The sequence below is a fragment of the Acinetobacter sp. YH16038 genome, from assembly GCF_013417275.1.
Classification (GTDB): Bacteria; Pseudomonadota; Gammaproteobacteria; order Pseudomonadales; family Moraxellaceae; genus Acinetobacter.
The window spans coordinates 44434-61179 of sequence record NZ_VPEG01000005.1; the positions used below are offsets into that span (position 1 = coordinate 44434).

Annotated in this window: 15 protein-coding genes; 8 read left to right on the top strand and 7 right to left on the bottom strand. The window is 41.8% G+C overall.

What is annotated here, in order from left to right:
* Nucleotides 1-7 precede the first annotated feature (7 nt).
* Both leuE and FTV34_RS02810 read left to right on the top strand, forming a co-directional pair.
* Nucleotides 8-667: a leucine efflux protein LeuE gene (gene leuE / locus FTV34_RS02805; protein WP_159124305.1), complete on the top strand. Its 660-nt coding sequence runs from the start codon at nucleotides 8-10 to the stop codon at nucleotides 665-667.
* A 110-nt stretch (nucleotides 668-777) separates the two neighbouring features.
* Nucleotides 778-1953 (top strand): benzoate/H(+) symporter BenE family transporter, encoded by a 1176-nt coding sequence (locus tag FTV34_RS02810; protein WP_180068779.1) that lies wholly within the window; start codon nucleotides 778-780, stop codon nucleotides 1951-1953.
* Nucleotides 1954-1990: 37 nt separating this feature from the next.
* Here the strand turns inward: FTV34_RS02810 and FTV34_RS02815 are convergent, their stop codons facing one another.
* Nucleotides 1991-2335, bottom strand: coding sequence for an SMR family transporter (locus FTV34_RS02815; protein WP_179992451.1), 345 nt, complete (start codon nucleotides 2333-2335; stop codon nucleotides 1991-1993).
* Nucleotides 2336-2401: 66 nt separating this feature from the next.
* Nucleotides 2402-3406, bottom strand: a complete 1005-nt coding sequence (locus FTV34_RS02820; protein ID WP_180068781.1) for an alpha/beta hydrolase — start codon at nucleotides 3404-3406, stop codon at nucleotides 2402-2404.
* A gap of 275 nt (nucleotides 3407-3681) precedes the next feature.
* Here FTV34_RS02820 and FTV34_RS02825 point away from each other — a divergent pair, with 275 nt between their 5' ends.
* Both FTV34_RS02825 and FTV34_RS02830 read left to right on the top strand, forming a co-directional pair.
* Nucleotides 3682-4125 carry a universal stress protein gene (locus FTV34_RS02825; RefSeq protein ID WP_125279008.1) on the top strand — a complete coding sequence of 148 codons (444 nt, stop codon included), beginning with the start codon at nucleotides 3682-3684 and terminating at the stop codon, nucleotides 4123-4125.
* Nucleotides 4126-4250: 125 nt separating this feature from the next.
* Nucleotides 4251-4697: a universal stress protein gene (locus FTV34_RS02830; protein ID WP_104425970.1), complete on the top strand. Its 447-nt coding sequence runs from the start codon at nucleotides 4251-4253 to the stop codon at nucleotides 4695-4697.
* Nucleotides 4698-4738: 41 nt separating this feature from the next.
* On the opposite strand, the gene FTV34_RS02835 is transcribed toward FTV34_RS02830, so the two are convergent.
* A complete protein-coding gene (locus tag FTV34_RS02835; protein WP_004783945.1) occupies nucleotides 4739-4948 on the bottom strand; it encodes a hypothetical protein in 210 nt (69 codons plus the stop codon).
* A 209-nt stretch (nucleotides 4949-5157) separates the two neighbouring features.
* Nucleotides 5158-7767 (bottom strand): aminopeptidase N, encoded by a 2610-nt coding sequence (gene pepN, locus FTV34_RS02840; RefSeq protein WP_180068783.1) that lies wholly within the window; start codon nucleotides 7765-7767, stop codon nucleotides 5158-5160.
* A 681-nt stretch (nucleotides 7768-8448) separates the two neighbouring features.
* Here pepN and FTV34_RS02845 point away from each other — a divergent pair.
* From FTV34_RS02845 to thiM, 3 genes are all read left to right on the top strand, one after another.
* Entirely contained in the window at nucleotides 8449-8706 is a 258-nt protein-coding gene (locus tag FTV34_RS02845; protein WP_004783954.1) for a hypothetical protein, read from the top strand.
* Between the two features lie 169 nt (nucleotides 8707-8875).
* On the top strand, nucleotides 8876-10036 hold the full coding sequence (locus FTV34_RS02850; RefSeq protein ID WP_180053403.1) for a hypothetical protein: 1161 nt from the start codon (nucleotides 8876-8878) through the stop codon (nucleotides 10034-10036).
* 39 nt (nucleotides 10037-10075) lie between these two features.
* A complete protein-coding gene (thiM, locus tag FTV34_RS02855; RefSeq protein WP_180068785.1) occupies nucleotides 10076-10909 on the top strand; it encodes a hydroxyethylthiazole kinase in 834 nt (277 codons plus the stop codon).
* Nucleotides 10910-11386: 477 nt separating this feature from the next.
* On the opposite strand, the gene FTV34_RS02860 is transcribed toward thiM, so the two are convergent.
* Nucleotides 11387-12910: a TerC family protein gene (locus tag FTV34_RS02860; protein WP_179992446.1), complete on the bottom strand. Its 1524-nt coding sequence runs from the start codon at nucleotides 12908-12910 to the stop codon at nucleotides 11387-11389.
* Nucleotides 12911-13871: 961 nt separating this feature from the next.
* On the opposite strand from FTV34_RS02860, the gene FTV34_RS02865 reads away from it, so the two are divergent.
* Entirely contained in the window at nucleotides 13872-14336 is a 465-nt protein-coding gene (locus tag FTV34_RS02865; RefSeq protein ID WP_179992445.1) for a MarR family winged helix-turn-helix transcriptional regulator, read from the top strand.
* Between the two features lie 83 nt (nucleotides 14337-14419).
* Here FTV34_RS02865 and FTV34_RS02870 read toward each other — a convergent pair whose 3' ends face one another.
* Together FTV34_RS02870 and FTV34_RS02875 are read right to left on the bottom strand one after the other, a co-directional pair.
* A complete protein-coding gene (locus tag FTV34_RS02870; RefSeq protein ID WP_004783965.1) occupies nucleotides 14420-15082 on the bottom strand; it encodes an SOS response-associated peptidase family protein in 663 nt (220 codons plus the stop codon).
* Nucleotides 15083-15174: 92 nt separating this feature from the next.
* Nucleotides 15175-16617: an aldehyde dehydrogenase family protein gene (locus FTV34_RS02875; RefSeq protein ID WP_180068787.1), complete on the bottom strand. Its 1443-nt coding sequence runs from the start codon at nucleotides 16615-16617 to the stop codon at nucleotides 15175-15177.
* Nucleotides 16618-16746: the final 129 nt, after the last annotated feature.

The window sequence follows — 16746 nt, forward strand, 5'->3', positions numbered from 1 at the left end:
GTTCTTCGTGTTTGGTATCACAGATCTAACGACCTTTATTATTGGGACAACGTTAATTGTGTTACTGCCGGGGCCGAATTCCCTCTATGTCATGTCAATTGCCTCTCGTTTTGGCATCAAGACCGGTTATATGGGTGCCTTAGGGGTTTATACCGGTGACTTGATTCTGATCCTATGTACGGCGTTAGGCGCAGCCTCTCTACTTCATGCGTTTCCCGTGCTGTTTATTGCCCTGAAAATTATTGGTGCTGTTTATCTCAGTTATCTTGGTATCAAACTGATCATTGCCGCCTATCAGACTTTCTTTCCGAAACAGTCGTCACAACGTGTTCAGATTAAAAAGGCTACTTCTGAAACTGTCGAGTCGATTCAGCCTTTCCGTACAGCATTAACAATCAGTGTTTTAAATCCTAAAGCGATTCTGTTCTACCTGTCTTTTTTTGTGCAGTTTGTTGATCCTGTTTACCCTTATCCGGCACTGACTTTTGCACTCTTGGCTTTAATCCTGCAACTGATCAGCATGACCTACCTTTCAATCCTGATCTTTTCCGGGGTCAAACTCGCGAGCTATTTCAACCAGAATTATAAATTGACGGCTGGCGGGGTTGCTTCAGTAGGAATTCTCTTCTGCGGGTTCGGAATTAAACTGGCGACATCTACTTTCTAAGAATCAGCAGCTTTCTGGCAAGAGCAGCGCTTTCAAAAATTGTTAAAAACATTGTGTTGATATATGAAAAGCGTATGATTTAAACGCATTTAAAAATAGTGTCATGGATGATGCCTAAACTTTTACAAGATCTCTCCTTTCCTGCCATCATGGCGGGTTTTATTACCTGCATGATTGGGATCAGCGTATCCGCGGTACTGGTCATTGAAGCAGCCCAAAGCCTGGGTGCAAATGCAGCGCAAATCAGTTCCTGGTTATGGGCACTCGGCATAGGTATTGGGGTTTCCGGCTTGCTGCTTTCCTGGAAATATCGCTATCCGATTTCCACCGCATGGTCGACAGCCGGTCTGGCGTTAATTATTGCCTCCGCAGGCCATTACAGTCTGGCCGAAGCGATTGGCGCTTTTCTGATTTGCGGCATCCTGATTGCCTGTCTGGGATTTTTCGGAATATTTGACCGGATTTTTCAGTTTATTCCACAAAGTCTGACCAGTGCCATGCTGGCTGGTGTCTTACTGAAATTTGGTATTTCAGTATTTGGCAGCCTGCAACAATCCTGGGGCTTTGTACTTACCGTACTGGCCATTTATCTCATTTCTAAAAAGCTCAGTACCCGTTATAGCATTGTCATTACCGTACTGCTTGCAATTGTACTCTGTCCGTTCTTTATCGATTTTACACTTCCCCATTTGAACTGGAGTATCGCTCAGCCTGTATGGACCACGCCAGAATTTAGCCTGCAAGCTATTTTAGGACTAGCTCTTCCGCTGATGGTGATTAATCTGGCATCGCAATATTTACCAGGCCTGGCTGTAATTAAAAGTTATGGCTATCCACCCAAGGTAAATTCGATTTTAGGTTGGACGGGCCTCACTCAGGCACTACTCGCTCCCTTTGGCTGTTTCAGTGTTAATCTTGCCGCGATTAGCGCAGCAGTCAGTCTGGATGCACAGGCACATCCTGATCCGGCTAAACGTTATATCGCGGGTATGAGCTGTGGTCTGTTTTATATCCTGATGGGTTTCTTCGCTGCGACCCTGACCAGCTTATTGATGGCTTTTCCGGGTATTCTGATTACGGTTCTGGCTGGCATTGCCCTGTTTGGCACCATTGGCCATAACATCGCACTGGCTTTTCAGGACAGTCATGACCGGGAAGCCGCACTGATGACCTTTCTGTTCAGTGCATCCAATATCCAGTTTTTCGGCATTGGTTCTGCTTTCTGGGGTCTACTGCTTGGTTTGATGGTTTATTTACTATTTAAGCTTAAACCTCAGTTGGCTTAAATTTATAAAAGTAGAGATGACTTATGTCTATATTTTTTTAATGCCCTGCTGCTTGAGAAAACAGATTTATGACCACTACACCGGAAATAATCAGGGCAATACCAATAAAAGCAGGAAGATCCAGCGCCTGCTTAAATACAATATAACCGACAATGGCTGTGAGAATGATCCCTACACCGGCCCAAATCGCATAAGCAATGCCTAAAGGAATTACCTTAATCACCTGAGACAGCAAATAAAAGGCGATACAGAATAAAACGACCACCGCTAAAGAAGGCCACAAATGGGTAAAGCCTTCAGATTTCACTAGAAATGTAGAGCCAGTGACTTCAGCAATTATAGCCAAACCCAACAAAAAATATGCCCAAGTTGCAGGATTCATTTTTTCACTCTCCAAATTTATCTTTCCTAGACCAAAACTTAGTTATGGTCTTAAGAAATAAATTTTTTATAAGTTTATGTTGAGGGGCGAAAGCTGATGCAAAAAATCCAGCGTCTTGATAAAAGTCTGCTGACTTTCTTTCTTGCCCATAAAGAACTGATATTCATGAATCAGCCAAGCTTTAGATTCGGGATAAAAAACTTCTGTTACTGGAACCTGCTGCGCTTTTAAAGCTTTGATAAAAGGCAAGGATTGGGTGTCGGTCAGAAAATCCTTGTTGCCCCCGCTAATGAATACTGGCGGATAAGATGGCGTAATATACTGGATTGGAGAAATACGTTTTAGAAACTCGGTATCATTTTTACGGTCACCTGTATAAGCCTGAATCAGGCTATATACTCCCCACTCTACGATCTTCATTTCATCAGGTGCGGTACTGGCAAATGACTCCAAGTCATAAATACCACAGTGCAGAATCAGACCTTTAAGCTGGGAAGGTTGCAGATAAGGTTGAAAATCCGATTGTTTGGCAAAGGCGGGATTTGTTAAAAGTGCAGCATAGTGGCTGGCCATATTCGCCCCGGCAGAATCTCCGGCCAGATATAAATTTTCGGCATCAATCTGGTATTCGGCTGCATGTTGAGTAATAAACTCCAAGGCCTGATCAATCTGATGTAACTGGCTTGGATAAATGGCTTGAGGTGCAAACTGATATTGGACCGATACCACATTATAACCTTGCGCAGCCAGAAGTTTAAAATAACCCCGGGCATGTTCTTTGGAACCAGAAATCCAGCCACCACCATGAATCCACACAATGGTTGGTTGCGGGCCGATACTTTCGATATTTTGTGGTTGATATAAATCCAGAGAGAGCTTTTTCTGCGGTTCATAGACCATATTCTGATGCACGATGACCGAACCTGGTGCATAGCGATCCATCACCTTTTGCTGCATCCCTGTGGTCAAATTAAAAGCACTGGCAATGACCCGGCTGTTCTGTACAGTATTTTGACAGCCTGCCAGAATAATTGAACAGAACAACAATAAATGAATAGCAAAAAACCTCAAAACCTTCCCCCTCGATCAGCCCAAAAATAAGCCCAGGCAGTTTAAACCATCCCCAGAAAAACAGCGTCATTTATCCTGTTATTTTTGATCAATAAAACCTGAATCCCTAGTTTTTTGCTCTGTTTTTTCTTTCATCAAATCTCTGCATTTATGTGAAAATACCTGTAATTTAAAGATTTTTTGCCATTTTTCAGCTTTTTGCAATTGCACCCATGGGTACATTGTGCTATCAATAAATCAGAGCGTAAAAAACACACAACATACGGAGAAAAATCATGGCTTACCAACATATTTTAGTCCCAGTAGACGGTTCAGATATTTCCTTTTCTGCAGTTCGACATGCAGCCAAAATTGCCAAGGCATTTGGCAGTAAACTTTCCCTGATTAGCCTGATTGCAGAAGACCCTTTTACTGAAGCTGACTTCTACTACAGTTCAACGATTATGAAAGAGTATTTTGCTCAGGCTCATGCCAATGCAAAAAATGCCCTAAAAGAAGCCACTGCAATTGCAGGCAGTGAAGGTATAGAAGCAGATTCCCGCATTGTGACTGGCCTGGTGAATGCCGAACATATTGCTGAGACTGCAGAGGAAACCCAGGCTGATCTAATCGTCATGGGTTCACACGGCCGTAAAGGCTTCCAGAAAATGATTCTGGGCAGCTTTGCACAGGATGTTCTTGGCGCCAGTCAAATTCCGGTGTTAATCGTTAAAAAATAATCTGATTTGCGCATCTTCAAGGTGCGCAATTTTTTCAGGCAGTGTTTCTGTCTGAACCCTTCTACAGTAAACCTCCATTTTCTAAATGATCATTTCACTGCATATTCTAAAAATGAGGAAGCACCATGCAAAACTATGAACATATTCTTGTCGCACTCGATGAATCCTCGATGTCCTATGCTGCAGCTGAACATGCCCGTGAGCTGGCCAAAGCTTTTAATAGTAAGGTGACATTGGTCAGTATTATTGCTGTAGACCCATTTAAAGGCGTGGACTTTTATAAGGTTGCTCCCGCAGTCACTGACTATTTCATGCAGGCAGAACAACATGCACTGGATCTTTTAAATGAGATTAAGGCAAATTTTGTGCATGATGGTACCCAGGTCACGACCAAGATCATTCATGGAATGGCACCTTCTGAAGGAATTCTTCAGGCAGCGCAGGAAGTTCCGACCGATCTGATTATCATGGGCTCACATGGCCGTAAAGGTCTGCAAAAACTGATGCTGGGCAGCGTGGCACAGAATGTCCTTTCCCAGTCCGAGATTCCGGTATTGATTGTGAGACCTTAACGTAACCCAGACAACAAAAAAGCCTGCGATGCAGGCTTTTTTTAGCGAACTTTTTGATTCAGTTCGTTCAGGAAGAGTTCAGCATCCAGCTGGCTATTAAATACTTTTTTGTATTCTCCAGCTTGCTGAATAGAATGCGGTGTATATTGAAGGGAGATTTCAAACAGACCAGTCGCAGCATTTCTGCTGACATGAACCGCAATAATATGCCGAGTATTTAAATAAAAACCATCTTCGATTTTCACTAACATCTTGAATAAGACCTCTAGTATATCAATTTGAAGATTTCTTCATGTTTAATAGAAAAGTATAGTTTTACTTTCCTGTCTAGCCTCTTACTGTAAACCTTTTATGTGACTGATTTCACATTATAGTATTTTAAATGCGCTTAAATTCACCATTTAAAATAAGTCAATAATAAAAAGCCGGATCAGTTGATCCGGCTTTTTACATAACGATCTTATACGCTTAACATGCTGTTCAATGTCTCTGAGACATTTTTCGATTTCACCTGTGGTTTTAAAGCTTCAAGTTGTGCTTTGACTTCACTGCGTTGTGGTTCAATCAGGGTATACCAGCGTGAAAGCACCTGAAGTAGACGTGAACCGACAATCGGGTTTTTCTGATCCAGATATTTCGCCAGCTCGATATAATGCTGCACACCAAAGCTCCAGGTATTGACCGGATTGGCATTCAAACCGCCACTCACCGCACGGATACGGTTTGGCACTTTCAAGTCATAATCCGCATGCTCAGTGAGTGCTTTAATTGTTTCTGCAGTCGCTTTTGGATGAGCTGCTTGCAGCATGAACCATTGATCCAGTGCCAGTGCTTCATCTTTAAAGCGGTTATAGAAATCATCCAGGAATGCTTTAGCTTGAGGTGCATCATTCCATACCAATACACGCAAGGCACCCAAACGTTCAGACATATTGCCTGTGTTTTGGTATTGCTGCTCTGCCAGTTCAAATGCACTTTCATCACCTTGACGTGCAATCAGCATTAGCATGATATTTTTCAGTGCACGCACACCCATCGCCTGAGAAAAATCTGACTGCAGTTCAGGATCCAGACCCAGATAGATTTCTTTAGCTGTTGCTCCAAAAGCACGTGCCAATTTATGCAGCAAGGCATCACGTTTTTCTTGGATCATGGCCGGATTGTAGTCTGTATCAATCCGGCTACCCAGGTAACCTTCTGCCGGTACATCAAATAAGCGTGAAGCCAATAGCGGATCTTTTTGAATCAGATCAGGTAAGGTATTCAGCATTGCCTCGATATAGATTTCAGAAGGTTGATCATCCAGCAGAATGCGTTCTAATAAAGTCTGGGTCGCTTGCCACTGGTTAAAACCATTGGTTTCATATTGCAACAGGAACGCCAGTTCTTGTTCAGAGTAATCAAAATGAAGATCAACGGGTGCAGAGAAGTTACGCAGTAAAGAAACAATCGGCTTGCTGGTTATACTGCTAAACTCGATGGTCGCTTCATCTTGATCAAACAGATATACCCCATCTTTGACGCCATTTTCAAATAAGGCATCAGAGTTCAGGCTCAGCTGCTCACCGGTATTCGCATCAAACAAGGCCAAAGCCACTGGAATCGGAACAGCTTTCAGATTCGGATATTTCGGATGAGCTTTCAGGCTTTGCTTAAAGCTAAGACGATAAGTTTGTGCATCTGCATCATACTCACCTTTTGCGACCAGTTTCGGTGTACCTGGCTGGTTATACCAAGTCAGGAAGTTCGATAAATCTACCCCTGAACCGGCAGTCAAGGCAGCCACCCAGTCTTCAACCGTTACGGCCTGACCATCATGACGGCGGAAATACTCATCTGTACCTTGACGGAATTTTTCTTTACCGAGCAAAGTCGCCATCATACGGTTAATTTCTGCACCTTTTTCATACACGGTCGCCGTATAGAAGTTATTAATTTCTACAAAATGATCCGGACGCGGTGGATGCGATAAAGGGCCAGAATCTTCCGGAAACTGATGCGCTTTCAGGACTGCCACATCATCAATACGTTGTACCGCAGCAGATTGTAGATCTTCAGAAAAAGACTGATCACGGAATACGGTCAAACCTTCTTTCAGACACAGCTGGAACCAGTCACGGCAGGTAATCCGGTTACCTGTCCAGTTATGGAAATATTCATGGGCAATCACTGATTGCACACGCATGATGGCAACATCAGTTGTATATTCTTCATCAGCCAATACACATGAGGTATTGAAGATATTCAGACCTTTGTTTTCCATCGCACCCATGTTAAATGCGCTGGTTGCTACGATCATATAATTATCAAGGTCGTATGGCAGACCATAATGCTCTTCATCCCAACGCATGGAATGTTTCAACGCTTCCATCGCGATTTTGCATTTTGGAATGTCTTTTTCTTCGGCATAGATTTCCAGTGCGACATCACGACCCTCTGATGTGGTATAGCGATCTTTCATCACTGCCAGATCACCAATCACGCAGGCAAATAAATAGCTTGGTTTTTTGGTTGGATCTTGCCAAAGTGCATAGTGACGGTTTTCATCCACTTCACCAGTTTCGATCAGGTTACCGTTAGCCAGTAGAACCGGATACTTTTTGTCGGCTTCAACACGAGTAGTAAATACAGACAATACATCTGGGCGGTCTGGATAGAACGTGATTTTACGGAAACCTTCCGGCTCATTTTGAGTCACGAACAGATCTGAACTGGCCTGATACAGACCTTCCAGCATGGTATTGCTTTCTGGATGAATCTTGACCACTGTTTCAATAGTCGCCTGATCTGGAGCATTGCTAATCACCAGTTGCTCAGCATCTAGAATATAATCTGATGCATTTAGTGGCTGACCATTTAACTGGATTGATTGCAGTTCCAGGTCACGACCAAGCAATACCAGATCACCTGCTGTTTGACGCTGCATCTCCAGTTTGCTGCTGACCAGCGTATGATCGTCATAGACTTGAATATTCAGGTCGATTGAATCTACAACAAAAGAAGGTTTTTGATAGTCTTTTAAATAAATGGTTTGATCTGCTTCGATCACCGGATTCGCCGCGATATTCATATAATGTCCTGATCCTTTTTGCACAGCTTCTAAGGCAAAAGATTGTCAATGCATTGATCATACGCCTTGATCTTGAACCTGTCTGTGCGTTTCATTTGTATTGTATATGGGAATAATTACTGATCTTTTCAATTGAGCTACATCAAAATATACGATAATCGCCTTATATTTGCCCGATATCTAAAATCCCCATCTCTAAAACAACTTAAAGATAAAATAAAAAAAGCTTTCATCTGCACTGTATGATTCCTCTATGCATGATTCCTGCACATGCAAAGTATTATTCCAATATGAAAAATTACTGCCTGGGTTCAGGACAACCTTATATCTAATTTAGATGCTGGGCGCTGCAAAACCTGACTTCTAAAAGATTAAGTTCTGGTTAATCTGCGTTCCAAATTTCATTTTAAATGCACAAATGACATGCACCAGTTTGAATGCATTTTGCATCACCCAACAGCAATGGCAGGATTCAAAGAAAGATATATGCCAAGTTTTCGGCTAATATCATATTTTTTTACATTTTCTTATGTGCTTGATTTAAAAATATATAATTTATGATTAATAGCAATTCCGAAATATTGATTAAAAAATGAGCATAGTTTTTGCTACAGTTTAAGTGTGTTTTCTCCAAGCGCAAAGACTCCAAGAATAACGACAACAAAGAAATTGAGGTGAGCTATGTATTTAAAACAGCATGTGGTACGGATTGAAAATCTTAAAACACTTCAGGTTCTGGATCAGGCCAATATTGATCATAAAGTCATTGCCCTGTTTATGAGTTCTGAAGGCGTTCAGCTACAGGCGCATGAGGTCAGTGCGATTCTGAATACTTATGATGCACTCGGTGCCAAAAAGGTTCCATCCAAAAAAGTGCAGGCGTTGATTCAAGCGAAACATCAAGGAGAGGAAGACGAAACATTACCCTGCCCCGTTTAAAAACGATGATCCAGTTTTCTTGAATACAGGGCTACTTCGGTAGCTCTGTTCGTTTAAAGGCTCTCTTCTCCTGAAAATCTGCTGCATTAAAAATATTCTCAAATGACGCGTGACTTTGATGAGCTGTGTATAATCGCAGTTTCTCTTTATTCTGGAGTTGTGCGCAATCATGGTATTCAACGTTCTGCAAAAACAGCTTGACGAAAGTACGCAGTGCCCGTTATGTAAGGCCTCCATGTACTGGATCGAGGCAGAACAGTATGATCAGGACATTACTTATCATGAATGCAGCCACTGCCAGCATCAGCTCTATACCGACCAGAAACACAACTGTTATTGCGATCAGTGTCTGGCTCAGCGTAAACGTATGCTGAAAGAAGTCCGTTTACAGGAAAACCGGAAATTTCATAAAAAACAGGATCGGCATGAATATGAGCTCAATCAGCTCAGCTTTATCAATAAACTGTTTCTGCTCTCGATTCTGGATGAACAGGTTCAGGAACATAGCCAGCATCAGGAATATATTGACTGGCATGCCATTAAATATTATTCCATCAGCCCGAATTACCTGTATCAGCATGGTCTGGTCAAAAATCTGCTGAAAGACCAGATTCTAGTTCCTAGAGATATTCAACAAGAGAATCAGCAGTACTATATTAATGTACGTCTGGATGGCTATTCTGAGCCAAGCCTGTTTAGTATTACCCAGCAATTGCGTTACTGGTTCTATGAAAATCTGAGCAAAGGCGTACCTTTTAAAAGTGCGGATGAAGTCAAAGATGCACTGTATTGTCTGCTGTATCAGGAAGTCATTCAATTCGCTCAGTTCTATTGCCGTAGCTGGGGTATCCAGATTGCGGGCAATCAAAGTTTTCAGGCTTTCTGCTATCGCCTGCTCGATGTTTTGGCTGTGGGACAGATTTATTATCTCGTGCAATCGGCCCTCGAATATCTGTATCAGCAGAAAGCTTTAAAACCACGAAATGAAAATTTCATTAATACCAATTTACTGAAAAAGACCCTACAGCAGTATCGGGAACGTTCAGTGAATGAAAAATGGGAAACCTCTATTCTGCCTCGTCCACCACAATTGCCTTTGAGCAAAATGAGCAGCATCCTGTTTTTTCGTTTCCTGGGTTATGATGAAAATATTTTCTTCCAGCCGATCTGGCGTTCATGGCAGAAGATTGAACCACGCCTGAAATTTTATTCACAAAAACGCTGTATGCATTGCGGCTCACAAGAGCTTACTGTTGAATATGATGCTAGCGATTATGTCAGCCTGTTATGCCGTAACTGCAAACATCAAGACCATTATTTTACCCGCTAAGCATTTAGCAGCCCTATTCATATTTGAAAGATCATGATGATGAATACTTCCGTGCAACAATTACAAAATACTTTTCTCGATCAGATCTGTGAAGCCTGGTCATTGCTTCAAGAGCAGCAACCCTTGGTGCATGTGATGACTAATGCGGTGGCCAGCAACTATGTGGCCAATATCTTGCTGGCTGCGAATGCTTCGCCCGCCATGATTGATAATCCTTTTGAAGCAGAGGGTTTTGTCAAAATTGCCGGGGCACTCAGTTTAAATTTGGGAACACCGACTACTGAACAGGTCGAGGCAATGCAGATTGCTGCGAAAACAGCACACAGCATTCAAAAGTCATGGGTACTAGATCCTGTTGGTTATGGAAATGTACTGCATTGGCGTTCAGGTGTTGTGGATCAGCTCATGACCTATCAACCCACAATTTTACGGGGAAATGCTTCAGAAATTGGTGCCTTGGCAGGGAAAAATATTGAGTCCAAAGGCGTCAATAGCACTGTCGATAGCTCAGAAGTCTATCTACAGGCGCAGGCCTTACTGGAACAATGTGAATGTATCGCTATTTCAGGTGAGTCTGATTACATCATTTCCAGAGATTATCCGGTGATTCAGGTTTTAGGCGGTTCATATTTACAGCCGCGCGTCACAGCAACTGGATGTGCCCTAGGGGCCCTGATTGCAGCGTATAGTGCAGTAAGTTCTCCTGCGATCGCAGCGCTCTCTGCTCATGTTCATTTTGCAATCGCCGGTCAATTGGCTTTTGCTAAAGCACCGACCTTAGGCCAGTTTAATGCTGCATTTACCGATGAGATCCATCAATTGAATATAGAAACGATCCGTCAATATGCAGACTTTCGGATTTTGGCGGATTAAGCATCAGTCGGGTGTTTTATAATGAACACATGGAACACCCTATTACACTATTCAACTTATTTTTTAGATAATTAAATTCAGCCCTAATCTGGCAAAAATAATTTTTCAAGCGCTCAAGCTGAGTATTGTGTAAGCTTTGGATGAGCTTTTGTATCTCGAATTTGACTAATATCTTTCAAAATTACGTGAAATATATATTTTACCACTTAGTCAAATTCACACTTATTTTTAAACTTTATTTAAATTTGTTTAAGAATTCTAAATAAAGCATGTCTGGATTTTGATACTTCAGTAAGATTTATTACTTCTAAACCTGTAAAACCTATTACGCATTCTTGGCTTCCGAAATATTCAATACTCCATTTAGCCTGAAGAATAAGCTTAGGTGAGCATTAATATCTAAGTCATAAATAATATTCAATAAAAGAGTCAGTTGCCCTTAAGCAACTGACTCAAAAAAATAACAAAGACAGGCGATTAACCCTGATAATGGATACTCACCGACTTAATCCGGTTATTTTCGATTTCCATTACCTTGAATTGAATACCTTGGTAGTTCAGTTCAGTGCCTACCTCGACCACACTATTGGTTTTATCCAGAATCAGACCGGCAACACTGATATAGCCTGCATCTTCATCAATCAGATCCAGCATACCGAGCTCAAGTTCTAACTGGTACAAATCCAGCATACCAGATGCAATCCAGTGTGTATCATCAACTTTGACCAGATCCAGCTGCTCATCGGCATCCGGGAATTCACCGGCAATTGCCTCAAACACATCTAGCGGTGAAATCAGACCTTGTACATGACCAAATTCATCACTGACCAGCACCAGAGAGCCTTTTGAGGTACGTAAGGTATTAATCGCGTCAATCACCTTCATTCTTTCAAAGATATAGATAGGGCGATGACGCTTGATCAAAGCTTTTAATTCTTCCGGTTCATCCAGCACATCTAACAGTTCTTTGGCACGAACGATGGTAATCACCTTATCCAGACTGCCCCGACAAACCGGAAACAGGCTGTGGGGTACAGACAGGATTTTTTCACGGATCTGTTCCGGACTATCTTCCAGATCGACCCAGGAAATCTGGCTTCGTGGGGTCATGATCGATGCTACAGAACGCTCTGCCAAGGTCAATACTCCGCCAATCATATAGCGTTCTTCATCCGCAAAGGTTTCCTGTGCTTCATGCTGAGTAGTACTGGTGGTTTCAAGCTTAGCGCCCATCAGTTGGAGAATACTGTTAGCGGTACGATGACGCAGCGGAATCTTGGCTTCATGCTTCGCAGCATTGCGCTGACTAAACTGGTTAAAGGCTTCAACTGCAATTGCAACGCCAATACCAGAATAGATGTAACCTTTCGGAATATGGAAACCGAAACCTTCTGCCATCAGGCTGATCCCGATCAGTAGCAGGAAGCTCAAACACAGAATCACGACCGTAGGATGACGATTCACAAAGTCAGTCAATGGTTTAGATGCCAGTAACATCACGGCCATCGCGATAATCATCGCCGCCATCATGACATAGATATTATCAACCATACCTACAGCGGTAATCACTGAGTCCAGTGAAAATACGGCATCCAAAATGACAATCTGAGCCACAACTGCCGTAAAGCCCGCATATGCCACCTTGGTCGTGACCTGTATTTCAGGCTTGCCTTCAATTTTTTCATGAAGTTCGGTGACAGCTTTATAAAGCAGGAATAAACCACCAAAGAGCAGAATCAAATCCCGTCCGGAGAAGGTCCAGTTAAATAATTGAATAAGCGGTTGAGTCAAGGTGACTAACCAGGAGATCGCGAACAACAGACCTAAACGCATCAGCAAGGCTAAGGATAGACCGATCACACGGGCCTTATCACGCTGTTCAGGGGGAAGTTTCTCAGCCAGAATGGCAATAAAGACTAGGTTATCAATACCTAAAACGATTTCGAGAATAATAAGAGTAATTAAACCAACCCAAATTCCGGGATCTAATAAAAATTCCATTAGAACACCATCCCGTTTGAGTATGTAAGCAACGAATATAGAAGATCAACGCACGGCGAGGGATCCATTTAATTTAACCTTTTCGACTTAAGATGTATCCATTATGCATAAACTTATGATTTTTGAACAATAAAATTTATGAAAAACTGTTGCACCGCTTTACCTCTCCTTATTCTAAAATCTTTTAATTTTCAAATCATTGGCCGAAATCTGTCATGTTCTACATAACTCATTACAAATTAAAGAAAATTTAAGCTTTTTTTTGACCCTAAGCCCATTAAATCTATCTGATAGAAGCCTGAGATATAAATTACTGTTTCTCTTAATATTCGTATCTATTCATACATCATAAAATATTGAATGATCCACTATCCTGCTAGGTCCATTAAATCCACTTATCTAAAGACATATTTTAAATATGGATTTTTTTATTAAAATGGTTCATACACGTTATGAATAGTTAGTCGTGGGATCAAAAAGATGCATAAGTTTCTCATCCAAAACGGTTTTATTCGATGAGTGACCAATTTAAATGTACTCGCTCTAGCTTTCGGTCAGATTTGAGAAATCCGCATCTGCATCGTGCTACAGATTAAAAATGTATCAGAGCATTCATTTAAACAGCATCGATTTTGAATTGTATTTCCGCATACTCACCAAAAGTAAGATATGCGCAGGTCGGCCATTTATCCATATGGTTTGCCAACCCAGCTCTTATTTAGACTCTAAACCTAATCTGGAGCCTTAAGGTTCGCATGTCATATCAATGCCATTCATCTGGATAAAGACAGTTACAATTTGCCCCGATTGATCTACAACACGTAAATCACCTGATTTTTTTGGTGTTAAGAAGATCTAACAAATGCAATCTCGTTAACATTTTAAAAATAAAGGTTGAAACATGTATAAACTTTTACATAAAATGTCAGTGCCCTAGAAAAATAAATAAAAGGAACATTTCATGACTAAAAAATATGCAAAATTTTTACCTTGTGCAGAAGACTTTAATTTAGAAAACTTTCCATACTACTGGGTGACTCAAGTCCATGCCCAATATGTCCTAAATGTAGATCATGCACTAAAAAAGTATGGTGTCGATAATTCACGTCGCCGTATCTTGCTTGCTCTTAAAGCCAAACCACATGCCAGCGTTTCTGACCTGTCAGAAATGGTCGTATCTAAAATGTCGACAACCACCAAGATCGTTTATCGCTTAAAAGATGAAGGTCTGGTTGAAACCTATTCCTGTGAAGACGATGCTCGTATTACCCGTGTCGTGCTGACTGAAAAAGGAATGGAAATGACACATAAAATTAATGACCTGACCAATGTTGTACTGGAACAGTCATTTGAAGGGCTAACCCCATTACAAATTGAAAAAACTATGGAAAGCTTACGCCATATCTTTAAAAATTTGGCTCGTTAAGTATTTTTTCAATTTTGAATTTAGCTGGCGAGATCAATAACACCTTTTATAATAATTAACGATCCGCCATTGCTTTCTAGGTTTTAGGAATCAAAAAAGTTCAGCTGTGGACTGGCTTTTTTGATTCTTTCTTTTGGTACATGTGAACATTCGAACTCCTCTACTGGAAATCCCTGTACAAAGCTGCGAATATCCGGTTGTGTGAGATTCAGCCATTCATGTAAACGTTCATGCGGAATCACAATGACTGAACGTTTAATATTTCCCGGCTCATGAAACTCTTTCATCATGGGATGGTCTATTGCATCCATCGTAATCATACTGGCCGAACGTACAATTTCATCCTGCACCCGTGCAATTTCATAGAGTGCCGCAATAAAGGTCGCTTTTCCATCCTTGCGTCTGACGCCCCAGCGCTGTGGTTTATTATCAAAATACTTTGACTCATAAAATTCCGAGACGGGAATCACCCCAAACTTGCATTTGGCTGTCGCTTCTGCAAAGGTTGGTTTTTGCAGCAAAGTTTCATTTCTGGCATTGTAGGTTTTTGTCCCAATCGTTTTATCCTCTGCCCATTTGGGAATAAAGCCAAAGTTAACCGAGCGCCATTCCAGACCTTGATCAGATTGAAATAACAAGGGGGTAGCATAATTCGGATAGACTTCTTCCGGATATTCAAAGGGAATTTCCGGCAAGCCCAGATCATGTATTTGCTGTGAAGTTAAAGGCTTAAAGTTGGCACACATGCTTAATCAGACAGATCACTTGATGTTCTGATTATAGCTTGATGCCAAGCTTAAACCTGTATGGATTATGGATAAGTTTCTATCATTTAATATTATTCACTGGGTACAGTCAGCCAGTGAGTACGGGTGAATTCCTCAAAAATCCAGCGTCCATTAAAACGTCCAAGTCCAGAGTTTTTCTCACCCCCAAACGGAGCATTAGCCTGATCTGCCACACTAATACCATTGATATGAGTCATACCGATATCCAGCTGTTCTGTAAAACTAATACCACGTTCAATATTCGAGGTACAAACCGCACTAGATAAGCCAAAACGGGTATCATTGGCCAGCTTTAAGGCATGTGCTTCATCACGAGCTTTCAGTACTGGCAGAATCGGTCCAAAACTTTCTTCCTGAGCCAGTGGAGATTCAGGTGCTACCCCAGTAAAGATATGTGGATAGACCAGATTACCTTCTATCCCCCCTTCGTATACCAGCTCTGCACCCTGCTCTTTTGCACTCTGAATAATCTGCTGATGTTTTTTGATCTGACTCTGATTGATGATCGGCCCAATGATGGTCTCTTCTAGATTTGGATCACCCACAGCAACAGTTTTCACTCGCTCTAAAAGTTTTTCCACATAGGCATCATGAATAGACGCATCGACAATGACCCGATTGGTGCTCATACAGATTTGCCCCTGATGCATAAAGCGCCCCATGATTGTCAGTTCTACTGCCAGCTCAAGATCAGCATCATTCAGAATCACCAGTGGCGCATTTCCGCCCAGTTCCAGCGCCAGACGTTTAATTCGAGGGCTGGCTAAGGCTTTACTTCCTACATTCTGTCCGACTTCAGTAGAGCCCGTGAATGAGATCATTTTTGGAATCGGATGTTCGACAAAATAATCACCGATTTCACTGCCTGCACCTGAAACCACATTGAGCACACCTGCGGGTAAACCAGCTTCTTCAAACAATTTGCCTAATAAGGTTCCACCTGTCACTGGTGTATCACTTGCTGGCTTGAGTACCACACTATTTCCACAGGCAATCGCTGTTGCTACCGAACGCATGGATAAATGAAATGGAAAATTCCATGGGCTAATGACGCCAATCACACCCAAGGGTTTACGCAGTACCCGACTTTTACGTTGTGGATCTTTGCTCTCCAACTGTTCAGTCTTGATCTGTTCTGGAAATTTTTGACTTTCCTGAATAATAGATAAAGCAGCGCCAACTTCCAGACCAGCTTTAAAACGGGTACTTCCAGACTCAAGAATTAACCAGTCAATAATTTCATCCTGGCGTGCCTGAATCACCTGTTGTAGTTTTTGCAGGATTTGCTGTCTTAACTCTACTGATTTAATAGCACCCTGCTGAAAGGCTTTATCAGCTGCCGCATAAGCCGCATCAACATCTGCAGTACTGGCCGCCTGCAAAGTAAAGATCGTATCTTGGGTGTAGGGATTCAGATTCTGAATCATTTTCTGGGAACGGCCGGGTTGCCACTGACCCGCAATAAACTGCTGATCCAAATGTTGATATGCCATGCTGTTCTTCCCTGCAATTTATTGATTTGCTTTTACTTTAGCAGAGCCATTTCAGGATGGAAGTGACAGCGACGAATTGTTACGCTTTTATCTTGAGCTTTCTAAGTGAATGAAACTTACTGATCCATG

What these genes read in the sequence shown, in the direction of transcription:
- FTV34_RS02810 (WP_180068779.1), top strand. Translation starts at nt 778, where the DNA reads ATGCCTAAACTTTTACAAGATCTCTCCTTTCCTGCCATCATGGCGGGT.
- FTV34_RS02815 (WP_179992451.1), bottom strand. Translation starts at nt 2,335, where the DNA reads ATGAATCCTGCAACTTGGGCATATTTTTTGTTGGGTTTGGCTATAATT.
- FTV34_RS02825 (WP_125279008.1), top strand. Translation starts at nt 3,682, where the DNA reads ATGGCTTACCAACATATTTTAGTCCCAGTAGACGGTTCAGATATTTCC.
- FTV34_RS02830 (WP_104425970.1), top strand. Translation starts at nt 4,251, where the DNA reads ATGCAAAACTATGAACATATTCTTGTCGCACTCGATGAATCCTCGATG.
- FTV34_RS02835 (WP_004783945.1), bottom strand. Translation starts at nt 4,948, where the DNA reads ATGTTAGTGAAAATCGAAGATGGTTTTTATTTAAATACTCGGCATATT.
- pepN (WP_180068783.1), bottom strand. Translation starts at nt 7,767, where the DNA reads ATGAATATCGCGGCGAATCCGGTGATCGAAGCAGATCAAACCATTTAT.
- FTV34_RS02845 (WP_004783954.1), top strand. Translation starts at nt 8,449, where the DNA reads ATGTATTTAAAACAGCATGTGGTACGGATTGAAAATCTTAAAACACTT.
- FTV34_RS02850 (WP_180053403.1), top strand. Translation starts at nt 8,876, where the DNA reads ATGGTATTCAACGTTCTGCAAAAACAGCTTGACGAAAGTACGCAGTGC.
- thiM (WP_180068785.1), top strand. Translation starts at nt 10,076, where the DNA reads ATGAATACTTCCGTGCAACAATTACAAAATACTTTTCTCGATCAGATC.
- FTV34_RS02860 (WP_179992446.1), bottom strand. Translation starts at nt 12,910, where the DNA reads ATGGAATTTTTATTAGATCCCGGAATTTGGGTTGGTTTAATTACTCTT.
- FTV34_RS02865 (WP_179992445.1), top strand. Translation starts at nt 13,872, where the DNA reads ATGACTAAAAAATATGCAAAATTTTTACCTTGTGCAGAAGACTTTAAT.
- FTV34_RS02870 (WP_004783965.1), bottom strand. Translation starts at nt 15,082, where the DNA reads ATGTGTGCCAACTTTAAGCCTTTAACTTCACAGCAAATACATGATCTG.
- FTV34_RS02875 (WP_180068787.1), bottom strand. Translation starts at nt 16,617, where the DNA reads ATGGCATATCAACATTTGGATCAGCAGTTTATTGCGGGTCAGTGGCAA.